At 66.2% G+C, this 22,865-nt stretch carries 20 protein-coding genes; 12 read left to right on the forward strand and 8 right to left on the reverse strand.

Features of this window, described 5'->3' with window-relative positions:
• Positions 1-68: 68 nt before the first annotated feature.
• The gene (locus AB4061_RS29425) at positions 69-962 is read right to left on the reverse strand and encodes a MurR/RpiR family transcriptional regulator (RefSeq protein ID WP_441639756.1); all 894 of its coding nucleotides are present in this window, start codon (positions 960-962) and stop codon (positions 69-71) included.
• 423 nt (positions 963-1,385) lie between these two features.
• Here AB4061_RS29425 and AB4061_RS29430 point away from each other — a divergent pair, with 423 nt between their 5' ends.
• Positions 1,386-2,729 carry an aspartate aminotransferase family protein gene (locus AB4061_RS29430; RefSeq protein WP_441639757.1) on the forward strand — a complete coding sequence of 448 codons (1,344 nt, stop codon included), beginning with the start codon at positions 1,386-1,388 and terminating at the stop codon, positions 2,727-2,729.
• 79 nt (positions 2,730-2,808) lie between these two features.
• Here AB4061_RS29430 and AB4061_RS29435 read toward each other — a convergent pair whose 3' ends face one another.
• Entirely contained in the window at positions 2,809-4,356 is a 1,548-nt protein-coding gene (locus tag AB4061_RS29435; protein ID WP_441639773.1) for a glucan biosynthesis protein G, read from the reverse strand.
• Positions 4,357-4,597: 241 nt separating this feature from the next.
• On the opposite strand from AB4061_RS29435, the gene bglX reads away from it, so the two are divergent.
• Entirely contained in the window at positions 4,598-6,886 is a 2,289-nt protein-coding gene (bglX, locus tag AB4061_RS29440) for a beta-glucosidase BglX (protein WP_441639774.1), read from the forward strand.
• Between the two features lie 452 nt (positions 6,887-7,338).
• On the opposite strand, the gene AB4061_RS29445 is transcribed toward bglX, so the two are convergent.
• From AB4061_RS29445 to AB4061_RS29455, 3 genes are all read right to left on the reverse strand, one after another.
• Positions 7,339-7,659, reverse strand: a complete 321-nt coding sequence (locus tag AB4061_RS29445) for a calcium-binding protein (RefSeq protein WP_441639758.1) — start codon at positions 7,657-7,659, stop codon at positions 7,339-7,341.
• 215 nt (positions 7,660-7,874) lie between these two features.
• Entirely contained in the window at positions 7,875-8,579 is a 705-nt protein-coding gene (locus tag AB4061_RS29450; protein WP_441639759.1) for a methyltransferase family protein, read from the reverse strand.
• Between the two features lie 238 nt (positions 8,580-8,817).
• Positions 8,818-9,696 (reverse strand): LysR family transcriptional regulator, encoded by an 879-nt coding sequence (locus AB4061_RS29455; RefSeq protein ID WP_441639760.1) that lies wholly within the window; start codon positions 9,694-9,696, stop codon positions 8,818-8,820.
• 157 nt (positions 9,697-9,853) lie between these two features.
• Between AB4061_RS29455 and AB4061_RS29460 the strand changes: the two genes are divergently transcribed.
• From AB4061_RS29460 to AB4061_RS29495, 8 genes are all read left to right on the forward strand, one after another.
• Positions 9,854-10,288, forward strand: a complete 435-nt coding sequence (locus AB4061_RS29460) for a VOC family protein (RefSeq protein ID WP_150986184.1) — start codon at positions 9,854-9,856, stop codon at positions 10,286-10,288.
• Positions 10,289-10,413: 125 nt separating this feature from the next.
• On the forward strand, positions 10,414-11,826 hold the full coding sequence (locus AB4061_RS29465) for an acetyl-CoA carboxylase biotin carboxylase subunit (protein ID WP_441639761.1): 1,413 nt from the start codon (positions 10,414-10,416) through the stop codon (positions 11,824-11,826).
• Entirely contained in the window at positions 11,823-12,584 is a 762-nt protein-coding gene (gene pxpB / locus AB4061_RS29470; RefSeq protein WP_441639762.1) for a 5-oxoprolinase subunit PxpB, read from the forward strand. The genes AB4061_RS29465 and pxpB overlap by 4 nt, the downstream gene beginning before the upstream one ends.
• Positions 12,581-13,552 (forward strand): biotin-dependent carboxyltransferase family protein, encoded by a 972-nt coding sequence (locus tag AB4061_RS29475; RefSeq protein WP_441639763.1) that lies wholly within the window; start codon positions 12,581-12,583, stop codon positions 13,550-13,552. Before pxpB ends, AB4061_RS29475 begins: the two co-directional genes overlap by 4 nt.
• A complete protein-coding gene (locus tag AB4061_RS29480; RefSeq protein WP_441639764.1) occupies positions 13,545-14,309 on the forward strand; it encodes a LamB/YcsF family protein in 765 nt (254 codons plus the stop codon). Before AB4061_RS29475 ends, AB4061_RS29480 begins: the two co-directional genes overlap by 8 nt.
• 17 nt (positions 14,310-14,326) lie before the next feature.
• Entirely contained in the window at positions 14,327-14,566 is a 240-nt protein-coding gene (locus tag AB4061_RS29485) for an acetyl-CoA carboxylase biotin carboxyl carrier protein subunit (protein ID WP_441639765.1), read from the forward strand.
• A 534-nt stretch (positions 14,567-15,100) separates the two neighbouring features.
• On the forward strand, positions 15,101-16,444 hold the full coding sequence (locus AB4061_RS29490; RefSeq protein ID WP_441639766.1) for an MFS transporter: 1,344 nt from the start codon (positions 15,101-15,103) through the stop codon (positions 16,442-16,444).
• Positions 16,445-16,464: 20 nt separating this feature from the next.
• Entirely contained in the window at positions 16,465-17,292 is an 828-nt protein-coding gene (locus AB4061_RS29495) for a putative hydro-lyase (protein WP_441639767.1), read from the forward strand.
• On the opposite strand, the gene AB4061_RS29500 is transcribed toward AB4061_RS29495, so the two are convergent.
• The gene (locus tag AB4061_RS29500) at positions 17,284-18,057 is read right to left on the reverse strand and encodes a class I SAM-dependent methyltransferase (RefSeq protein WP_441639768.1); all 774 of its coding nucleotides are present in this window, start codon (positions 18,055-18,057) and stop codon (positions 17,284-17,286) included. The genes AB4061_RS29495 and AB4061_RS29500 overlap by 9 nt on opposite strands.
• Before the next feature lie 332 nt (positions 18,058-18,389).
• Here AB4061_RS29500 and AB4061_RS29505 point away from each other — a divergent pair, with 332 nt between their 5' ends.
• Positions 18,390-19,328: a LysR family transcriptional regulator gene (locus tag AB4061_RS29505; RefSeq protein ID WP_441639775.1), complete on the forward strand. Its 939-nt coding sequence runs from the start codon at positions 18,390-18,392 to the stop codon at positions 19,326-19,328.
• A gap of 36 nt (positions 19,329-19,364) precedes the next feature.
• Here AB4061_RS29505 and AB4061_RS29510 read toward each other — a convergent pair whose 3' ends face one another.
• Positions 19,365-20,372, reverse strand: coding sequence for a Bug family tripartite tricarboxylate transporter substrate binding protein (locus AB4061_RS29510; RefSeq protein ID WP_441639769.1), 1,008 nt, complete (start codon positions 20,370-20,372; stop codon positions 19,365-19,367).
• Between the two features lie 49 nt (positions 20,373-20,421).
• A complete protein-coding gene (locus tag AB4061_RS29515) occupies positions 20,422-21,597 on the reverse strand; it encodes a M20 family metallopeptidase (RefSeq protein ID WP_441639770.1) in 1,176 nt (391 codons plus the stop codon).
• Between the two features lie 90 nt (positions 21,598-21,687).
• Between AB4061_RS29515 and AB4061_RS29520 the strand changes: the two genes are divergently transcribed.
• On the forward strand, positions 21,688-22,593 hold the full coding sequence (locus AB4061_RS29520; protein ID WP_441639771.1) for a MurR/RpiR family transcriptional regulator: 906 nt from the start codon (positions 21,688-21,690) through the stop codon (positions 22,591-22,593).
• Positions 22,594-22,865: the final 272 nt, after the last annotated feature.

Consider the following 22,865-nt stretch of genomic DNA (forward strand, 5'->3'; position numbering starts at 1 on the left):
GCGGGGCAAGCGCCTTGCGTTGAGAGCGGGCTGGCTGCAGCCAGCCCGCCTAGCGCATGCCTGGCCAGCTAGCCCCGCCTGGCCGGGACATAGGCGCCGGTCTGGTGCAGCTGGCCTTCGGCGAGTTCGAGCGCCTTGATCGCGCCTTTGCCCTTCTTGGCAAGCAACTGCTCGACCAGGGCTTCCGCCACCGCCACGCCGGCCGTGATGGAGGGAAAGAACGATGGGCTGTCGATGGAGAACAGCAGCGTGCAATCGGCATGCAAGGCAATCGGCGCCACGGTGCTGTCGGTCAGGGCCACCACGCGGCAGCCGGCCTCGCGCGCGGCATCGGCCACGCGGATGCTCTCCTGCGAGTAGGGCGCAAAGCTCACGACCACCACGGCATCCTTGGCCGTCAGGGCGCGCAGCTCCATTTCGAGCGTGCCCGCATCGCCACGGATCAGGTGCACCGTTGGGCGAAACAGCCGATACACGTAGTGCAGGGTGAAGGCGATGGGGTAGCACGAGCGAAAGCCCGCTACATACACATTGGGCGCGGCGCTGAGCAGGTCGGCAGCCTGCGGCATCGACTCGGCATTGTTGGCCCCGGTCAGGTCGAGGTTGCGGTGCTGGGCGTCGAGCATTTCCGTGAGCATCCGGCTTGACCCGCTCTCGCGCACCAGCTTCTTGGCACGCTTGGCGTAGGGCTGCGGGCCGCCGCGGATCGACTCGACAAAGAGCTCGCGCAGGGCCTGCCAGCCCTCGAAGCCAAGGAACTGGGCCAGGCGCACCAGGGTGGCTGGCTGGACACCTGCATTCGCAGCAATCTTGCGCATGGACAGGATGGGAATCTCCTGCGGATGATCGAGCAGGTAGCGCGCCCCGCCCTGGAACTGCGTACTGAGTGTGGCGAAGTTCTCCCGGAGATGAACAAGCAGTTCATCCAGGCTCTGCGGCGGCATGGAGACTTCGGTAGGCATGGGCGGTGTCCTGATTGACGGATGTAACGATTGTTGCACAACTGGTCACACGACGCACTGGACGTGCCTCCGGCGCATCGCGGTGCAGATTGAATCGAGTGAATCTCGTTTATTTACAAAGAAACAAATGTTGCATAACCGGGCGGGCTTTCTTATACTTCGCCGGTGACGGCAGCGCTTCTTTGCCCGATCCTGCATGGAAGGCGAAATTCGGAGCCCCAGGCTGCGCAGGCGCGGTCCAGCTTTGCGGACCGGGAGGCCAGGAGGTGGGCGGAGGTTGTTAAACCAGCGGAAATCGAATCACGGTAAGCAGGGCAGAGAAGTCATGCCGGCATTACCCATTGAGGCCGCCAGCATTGCAGGCCAGGCTCTCACGCACCGCCCATGCCCCCAATTCGATATTCAGTTTCCACACCAAACATCATGACCCACGTATTCCACCGCAATCCCCGCCAGACGCTTGCCGTGGCAGTCGCCGGCAAGGGCATCGAACTCATCGACAGCAATGGCAAGCACTATATCGACGCTTCAGGCGGGGCCGCGGTGTCCTGCCTGGGCCACGGGCATCCCCGTGTGATCGAGGCGATCAAGCAGCAGGTTGACTCGCTCGCTTACGCGCATACGTCGTTCTTCACCACCGAAGTGTCGGAAGAACTGGCCCGCACCTTGGCGCAAGCGGCGCCCGGCGATCTGAACCACGTCTACTTTGTCTCGGGCGGCTCGGAGGCGGTCGAGGCCGCGTTGAAGCTGGCGCGGCAGTATTTCGTGGAGATCGGGCAAACGCAGCGCCGCCACTTCATCGCGCGCCGCCAGAGCTACCACGGCAACACGCTGGGGGCGCTGGCCATTGGCGGCAATGCATGGCGCCGCGAGCCGTTCTTGCCCCTGCTGGTGCCGGCGCACCATGTGGCGCCGTGCTACGCCTATCGCGACCAGGTAGCGGGCGAGACCGACCAGCAGTACGCGCAGCGCCTGGCCGACGAGCTCGAAGCCAAGATCCTCGAGCTCGGCCCGCAGAGCGTCGCCGCGTTTGTGGCGGAGACGGTGGTGGGCGCGACCGCCGGCGCGGTGCCGCCGGTGGCGGACTATCTCAGGCGCATCCGCGCCGTCTGCGACAAGTACGGCGTGCTGCTGATCCTCGACGAAATCATGTCCGGCATGGGCCGCACCGGCTACCTGTTCGCGTGCGAGGAAGATGGCGTGGTGCCCGATATCGTGACCATCGCCAAGGGCCTGGCCGCGGGCTATCAGCCGATCGGCGCGATGATATCGAGTAGCCGCATCTACGACGCGGTGGTGGGTGGCAGCGGCTTCTTCCAGCATGGGCACACGTATATCGGCCATGCCACGGCTTGCGCGGCGGCACTGGCCGTGCAGCGCACCATCACCGGGGACCGTCTGCTGGAAAATGTGCTGGCGCGCGGCGAGCAGCTCCGCGCCCGGCTGCGCGAAACGCTGGGCGGCCACCCCAACGTTGGCGATATCCGCGGCCGCGGCCTCTTTGTCGGCGTGGAGTTCGTGGCCGACCGCGAGACCAAGGCGACGCTGGACCCGGCCCTGAAGATGCATGCCCGGCTCAAGTCCACCGCCATGCAAAATGGGCTGCTGATCTATCCGATGGGCGGCACCGTGGATGGCGTGCGGGGCGACCACGTGCTCTTTGCGCCGCCGTTCATCTGCTCGGCGCAGGACATCGACCGCATCGTCGAGCGCTTTGCCACGTCGGTCCAGGCCGTGTTGCCGGCGACCCGCGGCGCGCTCGCCTGAGCCGGGACGCCAGGCGCAAGACGGGGGGCGGCACGGCGCAACGGGCGGTCGTATTTCGTATTGCCCGTATTAGGCCGTGTTATTTGCCGCCGACCGAATACGGCGGCATCTGGTAGCTCCACGTCTCGCTCAGCGTCTTGTCGCCGGACACCAGCGCCGCGCGCATTTCCACCACCTGCTTCGGATCCTTGACCTTGATCCGCAGGTTCAGCCGCCAGYCCTTGATGACGGGATTGGGTTCCACCACCCTGTCGATGATCTCGGCGTTGCTGCTTACGCTGACCTGCGCGCCTACCTGCGTACCGGGGGGGAGGCTCGCCAGCACGGGGCCTTCGAAATCGACCACGATGCCGGTGCTGCCATCCAGGTGGCGGATCAGGTTGGCCTGTGTGATTTCTCCCGCGGAGCGCAGCGTCTGCTTGACCGAAGCCAGGTTCTTGTCCATCAGGGCGCGCTCGTCAAGGGTCCAGTGCATCGTGTAGTCCGCCTTCAGGGGCTGGCCCTTGGGCGGCAAACGGTCCGGCGTCCAGAAGGCGACGATGTTGTCGTTGGTCTCGTCAGGCGTGGGGATTTCCACCAGCTCGACCTTGCCCTTGCCCCAGTCGCCCTGGGGTTCGATCCAGGCGCTTGGCCGCAGGTCATAACGGTCCTTCAGGTCTTCATACGAGGAAAACTCCCGGCCCCGCTGGAGCAGGCCGAAGCCCCTGGGATTGGTGACCTGGAAGGTGCTGATGGCGAGGTTGCGCGGATTGTTCAGCGGGCGCCACAGCCATTCGCCGCTGCCGGTATGGATGGCAAGGCCGTTGGAATCGTGCAGGGCTGGGCGGAAGTTGTACTGGTCGCGCTGCTGGTTCGGCCCGAACAGGAACATGCTGGTCAGTGGGGCCACGCCGAGCTTGGCAACGGGGCCGCGCAGGAAAATACGCGCCTGCACCTTGAGGACCGAGTCCTCGCCGGGGTAGAGATCGAAGCGGTAGGCGCCGGTGGCACGCTGGGAATCGAGCAGCGCATAGAACACCAGGTGCTTGTCCTGTGGGTCGGGCCGCTCGATCCAGAACTCGCGGAAGGCCGGAAATTCCTCTGCGACGGGCAGCCCGGTATCGATGGCCAGGCCGCGGCTGGACAGGCCATAGACCTGGTTCTTGCCGATGACCCTGAAGTAGCTGGCGCCCAGCACGCTCATGATCTCGTCGAGCTTGTCGGCCCGGTTGATCGGGTAGAGCACCCGGAAGCCGGCATAGCCGAGCTTGCTGGTCGCGGACTTGTCCAGCTTCAGGTCGCCGAAGTCGAAGCGCGCAGGGTCGTACTTGATCTCATGGACCGCGCCGCCCACGATCTCGTTGATGCGCACCGGGCTGCCGAACTGCATGCCCTGGTGGTAGAAGCCCAGGCGGAACGGCGTGCCCTGGTCCTTCCACTCCAGGTTATCGCGCTGGGGCTGGATCTTGATGTAGTCGGCAAACTGCATCTGGCTGAATACCGGAGGCAGGTTGCTGACCGGCGCGGCATAGGGCTTGTCGGCCAGGGTCCTGGCGCGGGGCACCACGTCGTCCAGGGAGAACGCGCTGGCCTGGCTGCCCGCCAGCAGCGCCCCTGCGGCTAGCAGCGTTGGCAAGGCGATTTGCATCTTGTTACGAAACGACGCGGCGATGACGGCAAGAACCACGAATCTCTCCAGAAGAACAGGTTAAGCAAGGCTGCCGCGTCACATGCGGCGGCAGCAGATAGTGTAGTGGCGGTAAACTGTGCTCACAGCGCAGAAAGATAAACGATAGCGTATTTCGCTTCGCGTGCCTGTCAGGCAGGAAACGCGCACCACCCGCGGGGCAGCTACCTTGTCGCGCCACCTGGATAACACTCAGATGAGAATGCTCTGTTTGCTGGCCCTGTCGGCCAGCCTGGTTTGTTCGCCGGTTCTTGCCGGCACCGCGCCGGCTGCCGCCGGCGGCAAGAATGCCTTCGTCGCCGATCTCATCGGACGGATGACGCTGGAAGAGAAGATCGGGCAGCTGCGGCTGATCAGCATCGGCGAGGACATGCCCCAGCCCCAGTTGCTCAAGGAGATCGCGGCGGGCCGGGTAGGCGGTACGTTCAACTCGGTAACGCGCAAGGACAACCGGCCGATGCAGCAGGCGGCGGTGGAGCGCAGCCGCCTGAAGATCCCCATCTTCTTCGCCTACGACGTGGTGCACGGGCACCGCACCATCTTCCCGATCAGCCTGGGCCTGGCATCGAGCTGGGACATGGAAACGGTGGCGCAGAGCGCGCGCGTCTCGGCCATCGAAGCCAGCGCGGATGGCCTTGACATGACCTTCGCGCCGATGGTCGACATCTCGCGCGATCCGCGCTGGGGGCGCACGTCGGAAGGGTTTGGCGAGGATCCGTACCTGGTCTCGCTGTGCGCGCAGGCCAGCGTCAGGGGCTTTCAGGGCACCTCCCTGGCCAACGCAGATAGCGTGATGGCGGTGGTCAAGCACTTCGCGCTGTACGGCGCGGTGGAAGGCGGGCGCGACTACAACACGGTCGACATGAGCCCGCTGCGCATGTACCAGGACTACCTGCCGCCGTACCGCGCCGGCATCGATGCCGGTGCCGGCGGCGTCATGATCGCGCTGAACTCGATCAACGGCGTGCCGGCCACGTCCAACACATGGCTGTTGCGTGACCTGCTGCGCAAGACCTGGGGCTTCAAGGGCATCACGGTGAGCGACCACGGGGCCATCGACGAGCTGACCAAGCATGGCGTGGCCAAGGATGCGCGCGAGTCCGCCAAGCTCGCCATCCTGGCCGGCGTCGACATGAGCATGCACGACTCCGCCTACCGGGATCACCTGCCCGAACTGGTGCAGTCCGGCGAAGTGCCCATGCGCGTCATTGACGACGCGGTGCGCGAGATACTGGGCGCCAAGTACGACCTGGGACTGTTCCAGGAACCCTTCAAGCGCATCGGCGCCGCCGAGCAGGACCCGGCCGACGTCGACGCGCAGAGCCGCCTGCATCGGGAGGCCGCACGCGCCGCGGCGCGCAAGTCGCTGGTGCTGCTCGAGAACCGCGAGCGCACCCTGCCGCTGAAGAAGGCCGGCACGGTCGCGGTCGTCGGGCCGCTGGCCGACGCGCCCATCGACACCATGGGGAGCTGGTCCGCCGCCGGCAAGTCCGCCCAGACGGTGACGCTGCTCCAAGGCGTGCGCGACGCGCTCGGCGACAAGGGCCGCGTGGCCTATGCCCGCGGCGCGAACGTGACCGACGACGCTGGCGTGGTCGGGTACCTGAACTTCATGAACTGGGACAAGCCCGAGATTGTCCAGGACAAGCGTGCCCCGGGGGACATGATTGCAGAAGCCGTGGCGGCGGCGCGCGGCGCCGACGTGATCGTGGTGGCCGTGGGCGAGTCGCGCGGCATGTCGCACGAAGCCTCGAGTCGTACCGCCTTGTCGCTGCCGGGCAGCCAGGAGACGCTGCTCAAGGCGCTCAAGACCACCGGCAAGCCCATGGTGGTGGTGCTGATGAACGGCCGCCCGCTCACCATCAACTGGGTCAAGGACAACGCGGATGCCCTGCTCGAGACCTGGTACGCCGGGACCGAAGGCGGCCATGCCATTGCCGACGTGCTGTTCGGCGACTACAACCCTTCGGGCAAGCTGCCCATTTCCTTCCCGCGCTCGCTCGGGCAGATCCCCACCTACTACAACCAGCTGCGTATCGGGCGCCCGTTCGTGCCGGGCCAGCCGCCAAACTACACCTCGCAATACTTCGAGGAAGCGTCCGGCCCGCTGTACCCGTTCGGCTACGGACTGAGCTATACGGACTTCAGCGTGTCCGGCATCACGCTGTCGAGCCCCACCATGCCGCGCGGTGGCCGCATCGAGGCGAGCGTGACGGTGAAGAACACCGGGCAGCGCGATGGCGAAACCGTGGTCCAGCTCTATATCCAGGACGTTGCCGCCTCCGTGGTGCGGCCGGTGAAGGAGCTGAAGGACTTCCACAAGCTCATGCTCAAGGCCGGCGAGGAGCGCGTGGTGCGTTTTGCCCTCGATGAGGACAAGCTGAAGTTCTTCAATGCCAAACTTGAATACGCCGCCGAGCCGGGGGAATTCAAGGTCCAGATCGGGCTGGATTCGCAAGCGGTGCGGGAGCAGGGCTTCGTGCTGCAGTAAGCGGAGCGGGAAGGGCTTGGGAAAGTGCGTTGACTGCGCGCGCGGTCCCGGCCCGCTGGCCTGAATAGGGGTTTATGCCAGCTTTTCGCCGACGCTGCGTTGCGGTCTACTGAAAGCGAGTTGAGACGTGGCTGGCGTGTGGAACAGAGGCTGCCGTGCTTTCCACAAATGATCAGCCGTGGATTCCTACTTCAGGAGACAACACCATGGTGACCAAGCAGGACGATGCATTCGTTTTGAAAAACCTTCTCGCGCTGGCGGCAGTGGAAGCGCTAGGCGGCGCGATTGCGCTAGGGTTCGCCTTCAACCTCCTGACCTGACTGGAATATAGCCAGGGACCATCCATCATTGGATATTTGGATATGGATTAAAGCTCCCCGGCACTGGCCTGGTTCTGGCCAGCTCGCCGGGGAACTCGCCCTGATCCTGCCTTGAGGGCCAGGGCCGTCAACTCAGTTCAGGCTTCCCGGGTTTTGCGCCGCAGCGCGCTGTTTGGACTTGGCCGCCCAGTACGCGCCAATCTGCTTCTGCGTGATCTCGCCCTTCTTCCTGGCGTCGATCGCGTCGAAGTTCTTGTAGACCTCGGGCATGCCCGCCTGCGCTTCCTCTTTCGTCAGCTTGCCGTCGTGATTGGTATCGGCAGCAGCGAATTTCTCCGCGAATTTTGTCTTGGCTTCCTTTGCATTCATCGGCTGCTGTTGCGCGCCGACGCTGCCGGCCGCGAAAAAGGCGAGCAGCGCCAGGCTGGTTGTTGATACTAGCCGTGCAATCATTAGTGTCTCCTTGAGTACTTCGATGGTGAGGCCCGCCGGTCCGGCGGATGTCCGCGATCGGTGGGCATTTGCAGGAATCGGGGAGCAATCGATCCCCCAGATCCTTGGCTATGATCATCGTCGGCTTTCCTGTGTTCGGGAATTTAGATATTTCCGGATCTGATATTAGAATTTTCCCAATTCAAGGTGGTGAGCCGGGTAATCCCTGCCACCTTTTAAAACACGCCGGGAATGACGCGATATCGCACATTGGCCTGATACGCGCGATAGGCGGGATCCTGGCCCAGTAGTTGTTCTTCCCTGAACATCCGGCCCGTTTGCAACGCATAAAGGCCGCCGTAGAGCAGTGCATTGCGCCAGCCGAAGTTGGCCAGCAGGAAGCCAAGGTCTGTCACCAGGTAGCTGAGATAGATGGGGTGGCGCACGAGCCGGTACGCGCCGCGCGATACCACGCCGCGATTGGCGGGCAGGATGCCGAAGGAGCCGCGCAGCGAGAGCTTGGCGAATAGCTGGAACAGGATGCCGGTGATTTCCAGCGTGGCGCCGACTGTTTCGGGGACAAGGCGAACGCCGGGGTCGAGCTCGATCCCGAGATAGTAGAAGCTGCCGCCTATCGACATCACGAAGCTCAAGGGACGCATGTCGCGCTTTTCGGGGATCCGCGAGAACAGCGACAAGCCTACGGTCAGCACCGTGGCAACCACGAGCAGCAGCAAGGTGATGCGCTCGGGCGCCAGGCGCCACTGCGCGTACGCGCTATAGGCGAACAGGCTCAGCAACAGGACGACGCAGAGGCGCGCGGACACCTCCATCACCATCTCACGCACTTGCGGCCGGATGGATCTGGCGGTGAATCCACCGCCGTTGCGCGCATTGACCCGATTGGCGCTACGCGACTTTGCGTCGCTATCGTTATGCATTCCCTGAGACCTCTCTGTTTTTATAAGGCAAGCCTGCATGACCCGCGCGGGATATCGTCATGCCGCGTCGCATGGATTCAGCGTGCCAATCATGAGCAGAGATTACGCCGGGATGCGGGTGCAACCCATATCCCCCTAACGAGGGGACAACCTTGCGCCTCGCGTGTCAGGCAGCCGCGGGGCGCGCTGGACGGTGGCGACGTCGTGCAAGGCGGCGGCGGGCGGAATGTGCGCCTGCCTACACCTTGCAGCCCGACGCCGCCTCGCTGATGTACTCGGCGAGCCGGCTTGCCACCGGCTGGCGGCTATGGCGCGGCCGCTCCACCAGGCCGATCTCGCGGTGAAAGGTATTGTCGCCAAGCGGCAGGGCAGTCACGCCGAGTGGCCAAGGGCCTTGCGCCGCCGTTTGCGGAATCAGCGCCACGCCAAGGCCGCGCGCCACCAGTTGCACGATGCCCTGCAGCTCGTCCAGCTCGATGGCGTCCTGTACCGCCAGCCGCGACTGCCGCAGGAACTGGTCGACCAGCCGGCCACCGAACGAGCTGCGGTCATAGCGGATAAAGGGCGCGGATTCCAGCGCGTCGCTCCAAGCCTGGCCTGCCATGGCGGCCGGCGCCAGCAGCACGAACGGCTCCATCACCAGCGTGCGCCACTCCAGCTCCGACGGCAGCGCAAAGGGCGGCCGGATCATCACCGCGATATCGATCTCGCCCGCATCCACCTGGCCAAGCAGGTTCAGGGACACGCCCGGCACAACGCGGATCCTGCAGCCGGGCAGCTCGGCGCGGAAGGCGGCCATGGCGTCGATCAGGAACGACACCTGTGCCGAGGCGATCGAGCCCACCCGCACCATGCCGCTGCGCTCCGTGGCGCCGCCGTGCTCGCCAATGCGGGCATAGAGCGCCATCAGTTCCTCCGCCAGCGCCAGGGTTTCCCGGCCGGCGGCGTTTAGCCGCGCCGAGCGGCCCGTGCGGTCGAACAGGGCGAAGCCAAGCTCTTGCTCCAGCCGGTGGATCTGCGCGCTGACAGCCGACTGGGTCAGCCCGATGCGCGCGCCCGCGCTGGCGAAAGTGCCGTGCCGGGCTACGGCGATAAAGGTCTTGAATTCGCGCAGCATGATCGTTTCATCAATTTTCGTGTAGCTAAGGTCAAAAATATATCGCTTTTTTTAATTGGTTGCCATGCCTAGACTTTCCCTCATTGGTGCACCGGCCGGAACGTTGCCGGCGGCGCGCCAAGACCCGACCCCCACAACACTTCGATCCCCAAGCGCCATGAGCGAAATCACTCCCGTCCTCGCCCCGTTCCACCTTGCCTTCCCCGTCCACAGCATCGCCGCCGCGCGCGAGTTCTACGGCGACCTGCTGGGCTGCCCCGAAGGGCGCAGCGCGCCGGACTGGGTGGACTTCAACTTCTATGGCCACCAGATCGTGGCCCACCTGGCGCCGGAAGAAGCGGGCCACCGCCACACCAGCGCCGTCGATGGCGATGCCGTGCCGGTGCGCCACTTTGGCGTGGTGCTGCCGATGGACCAGTGGCATGTCGCCGCCGACAGGCTCAAGGCCGCCAACCTGTCGTTCATCATCGAGCCGCATATCCGTTTCAAGGGCGAGGTAGGCGAGCAGGCCACGATGTTCTTCCTCGACCCGTCGGGCAACGCGCTGGAGCTCAAGGCCTTTGCCAATATCGCTTCGCTGTTCGCCAAGTAACACCAACGTCGGATCCGCGTCAGACCAGAGTGAGACCGGCCACAAGGCCGGCTGCCGCACGCGGGGCAGGGCTTGCCCGCCCCGCGTGCATCGCCCCCACGCAGTAGCTGCAAGAGTTAGTCGATATGCGAAGAATCCTGGTTGCCAACCGTGGCGAGATCGCCTGCCGCATCATCCGCGCCGCGCAGGCGCTCGGCATGGAAACCGTAGCCGTGCATTCCGCCGCCGATGCCGGCGCGTTGCACTGCCAGATGGCCGACATTGCCGTTGCGGTAGGTCCGGCGCCGGCGGCGCAGAGCTACCTGAACGTGGAAGCGGTGCTCGCCGCGGGCACGGCGCACGGCGCCGACGGCGTGCACCCCGGCTATGGCTTCCTCTCCGAGAACACCGCGTTTGCCCGTGCGGCGCAAGCGCTAGGCATGCAGTGGATCGGCCCGTCCGTCGAGTCGATCGAGAACATGGGCGACAAGAACCGCGCCCGCGATATTGCCGCCGCGTGCGGCGTGCCGGTGCTGCCCGGCAGTATCCGCTTCCTGCCCGAAGACCTGTCGCGCTTGCACGCCGAGGCCCGGCGCGTTGGCTATCCCGTGCTGGTCAAAGCTGCCGGCGGCGGTGGCGGTATCGGCATGAAGCGCGTCGATGGGCCAGACACGCTGGCGGCCACGGTGGCGTCCACCCAGGCGCTGGCCCTGAAGGCCTTTGGCGACGCCAGCATCTACCTGGAGCGCTACGTGCCGCGCGCCCGGCATATCGAGGTGCAGGTGTTTGGCTTCGGTGACGGCACGGCGGTGCACCTGTTCGAGCGCGAATGCTCGGTGCAGCGCCGCTTCCAGAAGATCATTGAAGAAAGCCCGGCGCCCAATGTGCCGGCTGCCGTGCTGGCCGGCATGAGCGCGGCTGCGGTGGCGCTGGCCACGCACCAGCGCTACAGCGGCGCGGGCACGGTCGAGTTCATCCTCGACGCGGACAGCGGCGAGTTCTTCTTCCTGGAGATGAACACGCGCATCCAGGTGGAACATGGCGTGACCGAGGCCATCACCGGCTGGGACCTGGTGCAGGCGCAGATCCGGCTCGCCGCCGGCACGCTCGCACCCAGCGCGCAGCAGGATATCCGGCGCGCCGGCGCGGCCATCGAGTGCCGGCTGTATGCCGAGAACCCGGCGCGCCATTTCATGCCATCGCCGGGCAAGCTGGCGCGCTTTTGCCTGCCGGCAGGCATGGCCGGGCTGCGCGTGGACACCGGCGTGCGCGAGGGCGATGCCATCACGCCGTTCTACGATCCGATGATCGCCAAGCTGATTGCCTATGGCACCGATCGCGAAGCCGCCATCGCCACCATGCAGGCGGCGCTCGGCGCAACCGTGATCGAAGGCATCCGGCACAACGCCGCGTTCCTTGGCTGCGTGCTGGACCATGCGGACTTCCGTGCCGGCCGCGTCGATACCGGTTTTGTGGAGCGCGAGCTGGTGGCGCTGGTGGGCGAGTCCGCCGCGCCGGTGGCTGTGCCCGCGCCATCTGCCGTGGAGGTGCGGGCATGATCGCGCAGGACATGGAACACGCCGCGCCGGCCGCGCAAACGTCCTGGCGGATCGCGCCGTCCGGCGATCGCTGCCTGATTGTGGAGTTCGGCACGGCGGCGGATATTGCCATCAACCGCCAAGCGTGCGCGGCAGCGGCGCGGATCGCCGCCGCTGCCCTGCCCGGCGTGACCGACATCGTGCCCGCCCTGACCACCGTGGGCGTGCACTACAAGCCGATTGCCGTGGCCCGCGCGACGGGTACCAGCGCTCCGTTCGAGGCGCTCTCGGCCATGGTCGGCGAACTCCTGCGCGAAGGGCTTTCGTCAAGCGCGGGCGCGCCGCTGGTGATCGATATTCCCGTCTGCTATGGCGGCGAACATGGTCCCGACCTGGACGATGTGGCAGCTACCTGTGGCCTGTCGCCCGAGCAGGTCATCGCGCTGCATAGCGCCGAGCCGGTCGATGTGCTGATGCTGGGCTTCGCGCCGGGGCATCCCTATGTGGGCCGCTTCGACGCGCGCCTTTCGCCGCCGCGCCGCGGCACGCCGCGTACCGCGGTGGCGGCGGGCTCGGTTGGCCTGGCCAATCGGCAGACCGTGATCTATCCCATGACCTTGCCGGGCGGCTGGAACCTGATCGGACGTACGCCCGTGGCGCTGTTTGACCCGCATCGCGCGTCGCCGTGCCTGCTGGCCGCCGGCGATCGTGTGCGCTTCGTGCCGATCTCTTCCGAGGTATTCGAATCCATGCAGGCGGACGCGGGTGTGCAGCCATGAGCATTGAAGTCATCAAGCCTGGTGCGTTGAGCACCTTCCAGGATCTCGGCCGCAACGGCTACCAGCAACTCGGCGTGCCGGCCAACGGCGCCATGGACGAGCGCGCCCACCGGCTGGCGAACGCACTGGCCGGCAACGCCGCGGCAGAAGCCACGCTGGAGATCACGCTGATGGGCCCCACGCTGCTGTTCCATGTGCCGGCCGTGATCGCCGTGTGCGGTGCGGACCTGGATGCCACGCTCGACGGCGCGCCGGTGCCGGTGAACCGTGCGGTGCCCGTCGCCGCAGGCGCGGTGCTGGCCTTCGGCAAGCGCCGGGGCGGCTTGCGTGCTTACCTTGCGGCGCAGGGCGGCTTTGCGCTGACGCCGGTCATGGGCAGTTGTAGCACCTTTGTGCGCGGCGGCTATGGCGGCGCGGCCGGCAAGCCGTTGCGCAAGGGCGACCGCATTGCCTTGCGCGGCGGCGTGGCCGCACCGGTCCGCGATGCCGCTTTCCCGGCGTTTCCGGCGTTTCCGGCCGATGTCCTCACCGCGCCCGATCAGCCCGTGCGCGTCGTCGCCGGGCGCGAATGGGCGCGTTTCTCGGATGCGGCCAGGCATGCGCTGGTCAGCGAGCCGTTTCGCATTGGCGCGCAATCGGACCGCATGGGCTATCGCCTGGAAGGCACGCCGCTCGCGCTGGCCGCGCCTGCCGAGATGCTGTCCGAGGCCGTGGCCTTCGGCACGATCCAGGTGCCGCCCGATGGCCAGCCCATCGTGCTGATGGCGGACCGCCAGACCACCGGCGGTTATCCCAAGATTGCCCATGTGTGCGCGGTGGACCTGCCGCGCCTGGCGCAGAAGATGCCGGGCGAGGCGGTGCGCTTTGCCTTGATCGATCTGCAGGAAGCCCAGCGCCTTGCCATGCTGCAGGACGCGGTATTCGAAGCCATGGATACGGCAACGGCAGGGGAGCACGCGCATGGCTGAGATCGATTTCAACAGTGATATGGGCGAGAGCTTCGGCATCTACCGCCTTGGCGACGATGCGGCTGTGTTGCCGCATGTCACCTCCGCCAATATTGCCTGCGGTTTTCACGCGGGCGATGCGCAGACCATGGCAGCCACCGTGCGCGCCGCCACCGCGCTCGGCGTCTCGCTCGGCGCGCATCCGGGTTTTCCGGATCTGCAGGGCTTTGGCCGGCGCGCCATGCAGCTTGGCCGCGAGGAGATCTACAACATCACGGTCTGCCAGGTTGGCGCCCTGCAGGCGTTTGCCGCCGCGGCCGGCAGCCGGCTCGCGCATGTGAAGCCGCACGGCGCGCTGTACAACCAGGCCGCGCGCGATGGCGTCATGGCGCGCGCGCTGTGCGAGGCGGTGCGCGATGTGGATCCGTCGCTGGTGTTCTACGGCCTGGCCGGCTCCGCGCTGGTCATGGCCGCGCGCGAGGCCGGACTCGCGGTGGCGCAGGAAGTGTTTGCCGACCGCACGTATCAGGACGATGGCTCGCTGACCCCCCGCAGCCATCCCGCCGCCATGATCACCGATGTGGAGGCATCCATCGCGCAGGTATTGCGCATGGTGCGCGACGGTGTGGTGCGCTCGCTGGGCGGCGTGGACGTGCCGGTCCGGGCGGACACGCTCTGCATCCACGGCGACCAGCCGGGCGCGGCCGGGTTTGCCCGCCGCATCCGCGCCGCGCTGGAGGCGGAGGGCATCACGGTGCGCGCACCGCAATCACGATAGCTACGGACAAACAGAATATGCCCCACACAAAATCCCCCATATCCATCGTGGCAGACACGGCCGGCACCCTCTGGAAACTCGTGGCGCAGCCCGGCGAGATGCAGGTAAAGGATGCCACGCTGCTGATTATCGAATCCATGAAAATGGAAATACCGATTGAGGCCGGATCGGCGGGTTATATCGAATCGTATTGCGTGGCCGAAGGTGACATGGTGGAAGAAGGCCAGGTATTGGGCAGCTTTATTCCTGCTGCCTGAAACGCGCTGTTGATATAGCTGTAAATTCGCCGCTGACATTGATCTGGTGGTGTCGGCCGGGCCACACGGCCTGGCTGTTTTCTCAATGATCCCGTGGATTTGGAAATAAATCACCAGCTGGCTGCGGACGATACCGGTTTCGGTGCGTTCGCCGCCCCAGGCGGGACAGCAGGTTCATTGTTGTGGTGCGGCGGGGCGCATTAAATCCCCGAATCAGATGGCTTTTTTTAGTCAGGAATCGTAACGCCCGGAATTCCGTGTTTTTAACGAAATAGACGCTGGCATGCTTGTTGCAAAGTATCCGGTGTAATCGATGAGGCATGAATCCCGGTGGCTTTAAAGGCCCGCGATTCCCGGCAGGTGGTTAGCTCTCCGGAAATAAAAACAAGACGCGAGCCCGGCCTGTGCACCAGGAAGTTTCAGGCACAGGACGGCCATCGCGGCAGGTGTTCGTGCTTCAGCGCTGGTTCATCCAGGGGTTTCACCACGCCTGGACTGGATTTTCTACCCCGTTGCATCCTGGAAACTGACAACATGTCCAACGCCCCCACCTCATCCCTGCCGATGCCCGACGCGGCGCCGGCATCCGCCCCTGCCACGGCGCCGGCAACCGGCAACGCCGTCGCCCGCAAAGCCGCCATGGCCGCCGCGGCCGGTACCGCCATCGAGTACTACGAGTTCGGCGTGTATGGCTATATGGCCTCTACCATTGGCCCGCTGTTCTTTCCTAGCGACAGCGCCACGGCTTCGCTGCTGGCCATCCTGGCCGTGTTCGGCAGCGCTTTCCTGATGCGCCCGATCGGCGGCATCGTGCTTGGGCGCCTGGGCGACCGCGTTGGCCGCCGTGCCGTGCTGCTGGTTACCGTGATCGGCATGGGCATTGCCACCGGCATCATCGGCCTGCTGCCGGTGGCCGCCAGCGCGGGCATCGTGGCGCCGCTGCTGTTGTTGGCCATTCGCCTGGCGCAAGGCTTCTTTGCCGGTGGCGAAGTCACCGGCGCGGCTGCCTATGTGGCCGAGTCCGCGCCCAAGGGCAAGCGCGGCTTCTACGGCGCTTTCACGCCGGTGGGCGTGGCCGTGGGCGGCGCGCTGGCCGCGACCGTGTGCGGCATCACCACCGGCTTGCTGGAGCCCGCGCAGATGCAGGCGTGGGGCTGGCGCATTCCGTTCCTGATGGCGATCCCGATGGTGGTGATCTCGTCGATGGTGCGCAAGCGCGTGGAAGAGTCCGTGGCCTTCAAGCAGTTCCAGGAACACAGCGAGCCGCCCAAGGCGCCGCTCAAGGAAGTCTTCACCGCGCACATGCCCGCCGTGGTCAAGGTGGTGCTGCTGTCCTTCGGCCAGAACGTGGGCTACTGGGTGGGGCTGGTGTTCATGAACATCTACATGACCACCTATCTCAAGTACGACAAGGCAACGGTGTACTGGATCATGGCGTTCGTCAGCCTGACCATGGCCATGCTGATGCCGCTGTGGGGCGGGCTGTCCGACCGGCTCGGCCGGCGCAAGGTGCTTGCCATCGGCTTTTGTGCCTACATGGTGCTGGTATTGCCGATGATGATGCTGATGGACAACCACAGCATCGGCCTGGCCTTCCTCGCCATGATGGTGGTGGCGCTGCCCATGCCCATCGTGCAGTCCGTCGGCTACCCGACCTATGCCGAGCAGTTCCCGACCCGCGTGCGCTACACCGGCATGGCGTTCAGCTTCAACATCGGCGCCATCCTCGGCGGCTGGCTCACGCCGTATGTGGCCACCGCGCTGATCGGCAGCACCGGCAACCTGCTCAGCCCGGCCTACCTGCTCATGGGCGGCGCGGCAGTCAGCCTGCTGGCCCTGCTGGGCGTGAGGGAAACCGCCCGCCAGGCCCTCGACTGATGACGGACCGCAACCGGAGCATGGAGATGGAAGCAGGTATCCACGCCGCCGCCGGGCTTGCCCCCGGCTGGGCCGCCACGCCGGCTGGCGCCCGCGCCGGCATCCGCAGTGGCCGGTACAACGGCAATACCAGCGGCATGGCGCCCGGCCATGCGCAGGGCAACCTGATGATCCTGCCCAAGGCCTGGGCCGGGGATTTCCTCGAGTACTGCCGGGCCAACCCGGTGCCATGCCCGCTGATCGGCATGGCCGAAGCGGGCAGCCCGGCGGTGCCGATGCTGGGCGGCGACATCGACCTGCGCACCGACGTGCCACGCTACCGCGTGTGGCGCCATGGCGAACTGGTGGAGGAGCGCGACGATATCAGCGCGCTCTGGCAGGACGATTTCGTGGGCTTTGTGCTGGGTTGCTCGCTGTCGTTCGAGGACGCGCTGGAGCGCGCCGGCTTGCGCGTGCGGCACGTGGACGAAGGCAAGATCGTGCCGATGTACCGCACCAGCATCCAGACCACGCGCGTCGGCGCCTTCCATGGGCCGATGGTGGTGTCGATGCGGCCCTACACGCCGGAACAGGCGGCCATCGCCTCGGCCGTGTGCGCCCGGTTGCCGGGAGCGCACGGGGCGCCGGTTCACATGGGCGACCCCGCCGCGATCGGCATCGCGGACATCGACCGCCCGGACGAAGGCGAGCCGACCGCGATCCTGGCCGGGGAGGTTCCGGTGTTCTGGGGGTGCGGGGTGACGCCGCAGGCGGCGGCCATGATGGCGCGTCCGCCGCTGTGCATCACCCATGCGCCGGGGCACATGCTGGTATGCGATGTGCCTGCCGACGCGTTGAAGCTAGTGTAGGGCGATGGCCGCGATCGTTGCCACGGGTGCTGCTTCGAGCAGCGGCGCGGGCGGCATCGGCGCTGCCCAGCGGTAGACCAGCAGGCGGCCCTTGTAGGCATCGATGCCGGGTGCGGCCACGCGGTCGAGCTTTTCCTCGCGCATCGTGAAACCCTGCTCGGCCATCTGCCGGTTGAAGGCGGGCCGGTTGCCGCGGTCGGGATCGATGATCCAGATCTCGACCGTGGGGCTGGCGTGGCGCCCGATAAAGTGGGCGAGGTTGGCATTGGCATCGCGCTCGTAGAGCAGGTCGCTGCCGATGATCAGGTCGAAATGGCCGTGGACGTTGGCGGGGGCGAGGCTGGCACCTGCAGGGGCATCATGCTCATGCTCCGCGGCGCTCCAGTGCCCGTGCCGGTACTTCATGGGCGCCAGGCCATTCAGGCGTACGTTCTCCGCGAGGAAGGCGGCGGCCATCGGATGGCAGTCGCTGGCGGTCACGTCGGCACCCCGGCGGTGCCCCACCAGGCTGGCCAGCCCCAGCCCGCAGCCGATTTCCAGCACCCGCTCGGTGGCGTCCACCGGCCGCAGCGCCATGCGCGCCGCCAGGTGCGCGCCGGACGGCCACAGCAGCCCGAACAGCGGCCACATGGCGGAAGAAATGCCCATGCGTTCGGCTTCGCCGAGGGGATCGGAGTACTGCTGCTTGTCCAGCAAGGAGCGAATGACCAGGTCGGCGACGCCCGTCACGGCGATGCGCTCTTGCTTGGTTTGGTAGCCGGGCATCGAGGGGGGAAGCCAGAACGCCGGCTTCGCAATAGGAGGGAATTGGCCAGTATGCCCTAAATACCCTTTGCAAGCCTGGAATCTGACGCTAAATGCGCAGAAATGAAGCGAAATTGCCTGGAAGTGGGGCTTGGGCAGGCGCCGCCGCAGGCAGGCGGTGCGGCAACTGCCTGACGCGGCACTCCGTGCTTGTCGCCGTGCGCGCCGTGCGAGAATTCGCGATAAGCAAAATAGCGGAAATCACGATCCGCCTATTCTCGGAGATTATCGCGGTGAGCATCCCATCCATCCCATCGATCCCATCCAGCGCATCCATCCGCAAGCGCCTTCGCATGCGGCACCTGCAATTGATGCTGGCGCTCTCGGAGTCGCCCTCGCTGCGCCAGGCAGCCGACGGGCTGGCCCTGACCCAGCCGGCCGCTACCAAGTCGCTTCAGGAACTGGAAGACGTGCTCGGCGTGCCGCTCTTTACGCGCCACGCGCGCGGGCTGGAGCCGACGGTATCGGGCAAGGCGGTGATGCGCTACGCGCGGGTGGTCTTTGCCGACATGGATGAACTGCGCGAGGAGCTCGTCGCCATCCAGGCCGGCGATGTGGGCAAGGTGCGCGTGGGCGCGGTGATGGCGCCGGCGCCGGACCTGCTCACCCATGTGATCGTCAAGCTCAAGCAAGCACATCCGCGCTTGCACATCATCGTGCAGATCGATACCAGCGACGTGCTGGTGCACGCGCTGCAGCAGGATCAGATCGATATCGTGCTGGGCCGCATCCCCGATGGCTGGCCGGCGCAGGAGCTGTCGTTCGAGACGCTGGGGGAGGAGGCGCTGTCGATCGTCACCCGGGCGGGGCATCCGGCGGCGGAGCGGGGCAAGCTGAAACTGGCCGCCCTGACGGACTACGCGTGGATCATCCAGCCGCACCCCAGCCCGATGCGCCAGATCATCGACCAGACCTTCCGCGAGAACCGCGTGCCGCCGCCGGTGAGCACGGTGGAGACATCGTCAATCCTCACCACGCTGTCCGTGCTGCGCGAATCCGACATGCTGGCCGTGCTGCCCACCTCGGTGGCCCGCTACTACGAAGACCTGAACATGATCGCCACGCTGCCGGTTGCCTTGCACGGCAGGCTTGCGCCTTACGGGCTGGTGCTGCGCAAGAGCCGCCCGCCCACGCCCGCCATGCAGCTTGTCATCGACATGCTGCGCGCGGGCGGAGTGACTGCAGCGGGCGGCATGGAAGGCAAGGGCGGGGCGGCCACCGGCAAGCCTTAGTCCGCGCCCTAGTTCCGCGAGCGCAATCCCGCGCGCTCAATCCGCGGAGATCTTGGCCTTGCGGACCACTTCACCGTAGCGCACCATCCGGTCGGCCATCATGCGTTCGAAGGCGGCCGGTGCCATTTCCTCGGGCGGGAACACGCCGCGCGCGCGTAGCGCCGTCTGCATGGCGGGCTCGCTGGCGGCCTGGCGCACTGCCTGGTAGAGCTTCTGCACCACCGGCTCGGGCGTGCCGGCAGGCGCGGCAATGCCCGTCCAGGAGCTCAGGTTGAGCTGCGGGTAGCCCAGCTCGGCCATGGTCGGCACATCGGGCAGCTGCGGCAGGCGTTGTTCGGAAGCCACCGCCAGCGCACGCACTTTTCCTTCCTTGATATAGGGCAGCATGATGACCAGGTTGTCGAGGATGAACTGGACCTCATTGCTCAGCACGGCCGTGATCAGGTGCGTGCCGCCACGATAGGGGATGTGCGTGGCGTAGATGCCGGTGCTGGCCTTGAGCATTTCCACATTCAGCTGGCCCATGCTGCCAACGCCGCCGCTGCCGTAGTCGAGCTTGCCCGGGTTCTTCTTCGCGTAGGCCAGGAACTCCGCGAAAGTCCGCACGGGCAGGCTCGAATGCACCACCAGGGCGTTGGGCTGGCGGCCCAGGATGGCGATGTTCTCGAAATCCTTGATCGGGTCGTAGCCCAGTTTCGGCTGGGTCAGCGGATTGGCCAGATGGCTGCTCTGGGAGGAGACCACGAGCGTATAGCCATCAGGCTTGCTGCGGGCCACCGATTGCGTGGCGACCGAGCCGCCCGCGCCCGGGCGGTTGTCGACGACCACCGGCACGCCGAGGATGCGCGAGAGCGGCTCCGAGTACTGGCGGGCCATGATGTCCACCGAACCACCGGGCGGAAAGGGCACCACCAGCGTGATGGGACGCGAGGGATAGGCGCCCTGTGCTTGCGCTTGCGCGGCCAGCGGCGCGGCACACGCGAGTGCGGCTACGCTGAGGCCGGTGCGGAGGAAATGGCGGCGAGAGAATGGCACGTTCGGCATGGCAGTGTGGTGGCAGTAGTTGAAAATCGGATGGGGGGAGCGCCCCGGCTCAGCGCAGTGCGAGGATGGCCATCGCCACCGCCTGCGCGCGCGGCACAAAGGTGGCAAGCTCGGAGTACTCGCGTACGGTGTGCGCATGGCCGCCCACCGGGCCGGTGCCGCATAGCGTGGGCGTGCCCACCGAGGAAGTGAGCCCGCTATCGGCTGCGCCGCCGGTGAACTCGCCGTCTACCGCGAAGCCCAGGTGCCGCGCGCCGCGCTGGTACAGCGCCAGCAGGTCCGCAGGCGTCTGGGTCATCGGCCGGGTGCGGCGCATGTCGGTGATCCGGCCCTTGGTGCGCGGCAGCGATTCGGCCTCGATGATCGCGCGCACCTGCTCGACCAGCGCTTCGATGTCCGTGTCGGCGGTAAAGCGCACGTCGAGCTCGGCCTGCGCAAGCGGCGCCACCATATTGGGCACGATGCCGCCCTTCACGCAGCCCACATTGGTGGTGATGCCCTGCTCGGGGTCGGTCAGTGCATGTAGCGCCAGGATCTTGCGCGCGAGCGCGTCGATGGCGCTGGCACCCTGGGCGTGGTTGACCCCGGCGTGCGCGGCCACGCCCTCCACCTCGAATTCCACCACCATCGACCCCTTGCGCCCTGTGACCAGGTTGCCGCTGACGCGGCCGGGCTCGGCGTTGAACACGGCGCGCGCGCCGCGCGCCACGTCCATGATCCGTTCGCGGGTGGCGCCGGAACCGATCTCCTCGTCGCAGGAAAAGAACAGGCGCACTGGCGAGGCGTTGCCGCCGCAGCGCGCCAGGGCCTCGGCCACGAACACATTCATGACCAGGCCGGATTTCATGTCGGCCACGCCGGGCCCGTAGGCAAGCCCATCCTCCACGCGGAAGGGACGGCGTGCCGCCGTGCCGGCAGGGAACACGGTATCCATATGCCCCATCAGCAAGATTGGCGCGCCATCGCCGGCACCGGGCACCAGCGCATCCAGGCACACGCCATAGCCGGGCACGGCATGCAGGGTGACTGCAATGCCGGCGGCCTCCAGGTGCGCGCGCAGGACCTCTGCCACGGCCGTCACGCCGGCTTCCTGCCGGCTGCCGCTGTCGATGTCGACAATGCGCTGCAGGAGCGCCTGCATGGCAGCCTGCTGGCCGCCCAGCCAATCGATCACCCCGCTTGCCGCCTGGGCATGCATGCCGCTATCCGCTGCGTTGTCGACCATATACCGCTTGCTCCTTGCTTCGTGTGGGAGTGAATCGTGCATTGCAAAAGTGATATGATCATGCAATATGCATTGCAACGTGTCAACACCATGAAACATGCCCAGGAGACTCCTTCACGTGACGCCACCTTGCTCGAGCGCCTTGCGCGCGAGGCGGCCACGCTGACCGCCCGCGAGCGCACCTTGGCCGATGCGCTGGGCCGCGACTATCCGCATGCGTTGCTGGAATCGGCCACCGCGCTGGCTGCCCAGCACGGCACGAGCGCTTCCACGGTGGTGCGGCTGTTTGCCAAGCTGGGCTATGCCAGCTATGGCGATGCCCAGCGCGAAGCACGGGCCAGCGTGACAGCGCTCCTGCCCACCGCCGGCCAGCGCGCGCCGGCCACGATCGGTGGCAAGCGCACCCTGCGCGCTTGCGTGGACGACGCGCTGCTGCACGACCAGCACAACCTGGCGGCCACCCACGAAGGGCTGGACATGGCCGCCTTCGAGGCGATCGCGCGCCTGCTGGCCGAGCCGCGCGGCCGGCTGTTCGTGCTGGCGCAGAAAAACAGTGCGCCCGTGGGAGCATGGCTGGCGCTGCATCTGAATATGTGCCGGCCACAGGTCCAGGAACTGGGCGCGGGCGCGGTGACGGCCACGGATGCCATGCTATGGGTGGAGCCGGAGGATGTGCTGCTGACTTTCAGCATCCGCCGCTACTCCAGCGCGCCGGTGAGCATCGCACGCGCCTTCCGCGAACGCGGTGCGCGCGTGATTGCGATTTGCGACAGCCCGGCCGCGCCGCTGGTGCCGCTGTCGGATCACCATCTGTTGGTGCGCACGGCCAATGCGTCGCCGTTCGACTCTTATACGGCGGCCTTCTTCCTGTGCAATGCGCTGGTCTCGGCGGTCGCGCAGCTGCGCCAGCCAGCCGTCATCAAGGCGCTGCAACGGCGCGATGCGCTATGGGAAGCTTTTGAGGCGGATCCTGTCGAGGGGTTGAGGCGGGGGTAGGGATGTTGTAGGCCTGGGTACGATTTTGCTGCTTGTAGCCCCGGTGACGCGGGGGATGCGCTTGGTGGGTGGGGTTTTCTTGCTTCTAGCTGCTGTCGCGGCTGTACGGTATTGGCCGTTTTAGAACGTGTGAGATGTCACTTCTCTTTACTCGTAAAGAGAAGATGGTATGAACGCGCCCCGTCCCCGCAGTGGAGCGCGAGGTGGCGAGACGGTAGTGTGGGTCAGGCAGAAAAGAGTCTGATGAGAGGGGGGGGGCCTCCAGACCGAAC

The organism is Cupriavidus sp. YAF13 (assembly GCF_052113425.1).
In the GTDB taxonomy this organism is placed as follows: domain Bacteria; phylum Pseudomonadota; class Gammaproteobacteria; order Burkholderiales; family Burkholderiaceae; genus Cupriavidus.